The sequence below is a fragment of the Micromonospora sp. 4G55 genome, from assembly GCF_016803375.1.
In genome coordinates this window covers 1-3,175 of record NZ_JAEVHN010000690.1, presented here as the reverse complement: position 1 = coordinate 3,175, position 3,175 = coordinate 1, and the positions used below count along the sequence as shown (strand labels likewise).

The 3,175-nt window shown below is 72.6% G+C and carries 1 protein-coding gene; it reads right to left on the bottom strand.

Annotated elements, in window-relative coordinates; all coding sequences use genetic code 11:
* The coding region (locus JNW89_RS32455) for an efflux RND transporter permease subunit (RefSeq protein WP_238451960.1) at positions 1-3,105 on the bottom strand (3,105 nt) is incomplete at its 3' end.
* Positions 3,106-3,175 lie beyond the last annotated feature (70 nt).

Genomic DNA, 3,175 nt, shown 5'->3' with positions numbered 1-3,175 from the left:
ACCGGCCTCGTTGCCGGCGGCGGCCGGCGTGGCCGGCTCGGCCGGGCCACCGGCGCGTCGGGCCCGCCAGGCCCGCAGCCACTCCTTGGTGCGCTCCACCATGGTGTAGAGCGTCGGCACCAGCACCAGCGTCAGCAGCGTCGAGGTGAGCAGACCGCCGATCACCACCACGGCCAGCGGCTGGGAGATGAAGCCGCCCTCGCCGGTCAGCCCGAGGGCCATCGGCAGCAGCGCGAAGATGGTGGCGACCGCGGTCATCAGGATCGGACGCAGCCGCCGCCGGCCGCCCTCGACCACCGCGTCGGTCACGCTCATCCCCTGCGCCCGGTACTGGTTGATCAGGTCCAGCAGCACGATCGCGTTGGTCACCACGATGCCGACCAGCATGAGCACGCCGATCAGCGCCGGCACGCCCAGCGGGGTGCCGGTGACCAGCAGCAGGCCGATCGCGCCGGTCGCGGCGAACGGGATCGAGATCAGCAGGATCAGCGCCTGGGTGATGCTGCGGAAGGTCGCCACCATGATCAGGAAGACGATCGCGATCGCGGCCAGCACCGCCAGGCCCAGGTCGCCGAAGGCATCCTCCTGCTCGGCGCTCGCGCCGCCGACGGTCACCGTCGCGCCGGGCACCTTGATGTCGGCGACCCGCTTGCGCAGCTCCTTGGTGATCGCCCCCAGGTTGGAGCCGGTGGCGGTGCCGGTGACGGAGACGCTGCGCTCGCCGTCGATCCGGGTGACCTGCTGCGGTCCCTCGCCCTGGGTGACGTCCGCGATGTCGTCCAGCTTGACCGGGCCGACCGGCAGGGCGCGCAGCTGCTCCACGGTCGTCGGCGGGGTGGCCGAGGTCCGCAGCACCACGTCCTGCTGACCGCCGTCCAGGGTCACCCGCCCCAGCGGAGCACCCCGGTACGCCTGCGACACCAGCTGCCCGACCGCCGCCTCGCTCAGCCCGACCCGGGCCGCGGCGAGCCGGTCGACGGTGACGTCGACCCGGGGCACCCGCGTCGCCAGGCTGGTGGAGACGTCCTCGACGTCCGGCGTGCCGGCCATCGCCGCGCGAGCCTCCTCGGCGGCCCTGGCCAGCGTCTCCTGGTCGGCGGCCTGGACGACCAGCTCGAGCTGGTCACCCTGGCCCTGGCCGAAGGTGAGTTCGCCGACCTCGGCGCCGAGAGCGTCGAACTTCTCCCGCAGGATCTCCTTCATCTCCTTGGCGTCGGTGTCGCCGTCGAGCGCCACCGACCAGCGGGCGGTGTTGTTGCCCCCGCCGCCCAGCCACGGCTGGTCGCTGCCGCCCGCGGTGACCTGGTACGTCTCGACGCCGTCGGTCCGACCGAGCACCTCCTCGACCCGGCGGGCCGCCTGGTCGGTGGCGGCCAGTCCGGCGCCCGCCGGCAGCTCCTGGGTGATGTTCAGGGTGTCCTGGCCGGAGTCGTCCAGGAAGTTGGTCTCCAGCTTCTGCGCCAGGCCGAACGTGCCGAGCAGCACCAGCAGCCCCACCGCGACGGTGATCCAGCGGGTCTTGCGGGTACGGGTGGCGAACCCGATCGTCGGCAGGTACGCCCGCTGCAACGGGCTGCGCAGCTCCTTCTCCTCGGCGGCCCGGCGCACCGCGGCGTCGTCCGCCCCGACCCGGCGCGGCGTGAGGAACCAGTACGCCAGCACCGGGATCACGGTCAGCGAGACCAGCAGCGAGGCGAGCAGGGCCACCGTCACGGTGATCGCGAACGGCGCGAAGAGCTGCCCGACGAAGCCACCCACCAGCGCGATCGGGGCGAACACCGCGACCGTGGTGAGGGTCGACGCGGTCACCGCGCCGGCCACCTCGCGGACCGCGACGACGATCGCGTCCCGTTTGGGTTCGCCGTACTCCAGGTGGCGTTTGATGTTCTCCAGCACCACGATCGAGTCGTCGACCACCCGGCCGACGGCGATGGTGAGCGCGCCGAGGGTGAGCAGGTTGAGCGAGTAGTCGCCGGCCCAGAGCGCGAGCAGCGCCACCACCACCGACAGCGGGATGGAGACCGCGGTGACCAGGGTGGAACGCACCGACAGCAGGAAGACCAGGATCACCACCACGGCCATCAGCAGGCCGAGCAGGCCCTCGGTGGTCAGGCTCTCGATGGACTTCTCGACGAACGGCGCCTGGTCGAAGACGACGGTCAGCTCGGCGCCGGAGGCGGAGCGCAGGGCGTCGAGCCGGTCCCGGATCTCGTGCGAGATGCGCACGGCGTTGCCGTCCGGCGCGGCGACCACCTGGACGCCGAGGCTCTCGATGCCGTTGGTGCGGGTGATCGCGGTGGCCGGGGCGAGCTGCTGCTGCACGGCGGCGACGTCACCGAGGCGGACCGGCGGCGCCTTGGGCACGCTCGGGGTGAGCACGATGCCGCGCAGCTCGTCCAGGGTGGTGATCGGGGCGCCGACCTGCACCGGGAGCGCCCGGGTGCCGTCGGTGACCGCGCCGGCCGGCACGGAGATCCCGTTGGTCTTCAGCGCCGTCCCGATGGCGGTCGGGGCCAGCTTCGCGGCGGCGAACTTCGCCGGGTCCGGCGTGATCGTCACGACCTGGTCGCGGGTGCCGGTCACCTCGACGGTACGGACACCGTCGATCCCCTCCAGCTCTCCGACGACGGTGCTGCGCAGCTTCTCCGCCAGCGCCCGCTCGTCGCCGCCCCCGCTGGCGGCGAGCACCACCGCGGGCAGGTCGTCGGTGCTCCCGGTGAGGACCTGCGGGTCCACCTCCGCGGGGAGCTGCGCGTCGATCCGGCCCAGGGCGGTCTGCATCTTGTTGGCCGCGTCGTCGACGTCGGTGCCGAACTCGAACTGCACCGAGACGGTCGCCGAACCCTCCCGCGAGGTGGAGGTGACCTTCTCCAGCCCGGGCAGGCCCTGCAGGCTGTTCTCGATCGGCTCGGTGACCTGGGACTCGACGATCTCCGGCCCGGCGCCGGGGTAGACCGCCACGACGAAGGCGCCGGGGAACTCCAGCGACGGCAGCAGCTGCTGCTTGAGCGAGGGGACGGCGAACGCCCCGAACGCCGCGGTCACCACCGCGATCAGGGCGACCAGTCCCCGGTTGGCGAGGCTGGATCGGGCGAGCAGCGACATCGGCGGACTCACTCCTGCAGGAGGTCGACGGGGTGAGCAAAGTGTGCCGGATTCACTTTCCCCACCCCCA